The sequence below is a fragment of the Streptomyces sp. ADMS genome (assembly GCF_033441795.1).
Classification (GTDB): Bacteria; Actinomycetota; Actinomycetes; order Streptomycetales; family Streptomycetaceae; genus Streptomyces.
On sequence record NZ_JAVFVX010000315.1, the window covers coordinates 1 to 1,192 of the forward strand.

1 pseudogene is annotated in these 1,192 nt (G+C 66.4%); it reads left to right on the forward strand.

Going from position 1 to position 1,192, the window contains the following annotated elements:
* Positions 1 to 168 precede the first annotated feature (168 nt).
* Positions 169 to 1,128: pseudogene (locus tag RB628_RS40670) on the forward strand (IS5 family transposase).
* The last annotated feature ends 64 nt before the right edge of the window (positions 1,129 to 1,192 follow it).

The following is a 1,192-nucleotide window of genomic DNA, read 5'->3' on the forward strand; positions in this document are numbered from 1 at the left end:
TGGCGACAACCCGAACAGAACCGATCACAACCTCAAGATCTGAGGCTGTAGTACTAGGGCCTGTATCTGGTTGTGATCAATCTCTGAGGTCTCCTGCGTCCTGTGCCGCGATCTGGTAGATCGTTGTGCATGACGCCGGTGCAACTGACCGATGGGGCATGAGAGTTCATCGAGCCGTACTTGCCGATCGGCAGGTACGGTCCGTATCCCGCACGGCTGCGGCAGCAGTTTCGAGGGTGTGATCTGGCGATTCAAGACGGGCGCGCAAGGGAGATGCCGACCGAGTTCGGCGCCTGGCCCACGGTCCACAATCGCTTCCGGCAGTGGCGCGACGCCGGTGTCTTCGAGGCCCTGCTGGAGGGGCTGACAGCCGAAGGCCGCCAAGCGCGGTGAGGTGGACTTGTCGCTGGTCAGCGTGGATTCCACCACCGCCCGCGCCCACCATGACGCCGCCGGGATGCAGCTTGGTGACGACGTGCTCACCGCCCTGGAGAAGGCCGCCGCCGAGGAGAAGGCCCGTTCAAAGGGGATGACGGGCAAGGACAAGACGGGCGAACCGCCGACAGTGACCCCGTCCGGGAAGAACGACCCCGCCTCCGGCGCCGACACCGGCTCCGGCTGAGGGCCGCTCTGCTCGGGCGCTCGCGCGGCGGGCAGACCAGCAAGATCCACGTCGCCTCCGACCGCAAGTGCCGCCCGCTCGTGCTCCTCCTGACCGCCGGGCAGGCTGCCGACAGCCCACAGTTCATCCCCGTGCTGAAGAAGGTACGGGTCCGCGGCCCGGTCGGCCGTCCGCGCACCCGGCCCGACGCGGTCGCCGGGGACAAGGCGTACTCGTCCCGAGGTAATCGCGCCTACCTGCGAAGACGCCAGATCAAGGCAGTCATCCCGGAGAAGAAGGACCAAGCCGCCAACCGGAAGAAGAAGGGCAACCGGGGCGGTCGGCCCGTCGGCCACGACGCCGCCCTCTACAAGGAGAGGAACACCGTCGAGCGCCTGATCAACAAGCTGAAAGCCTGGCGGGGCATCGCCACCCGCTATGACAAGACCCCCCAGAGCTACCTCGCCGGCCTGCATCTCCGTGCCTCCATGATCTGGATCAACGACCTCACGCGAACCACACCTTGATCACAACCAGCCGAGATGGAGGTCATCCCGGCCGCGCAGGAGTACGGGCTCGGGGTCATCCCCT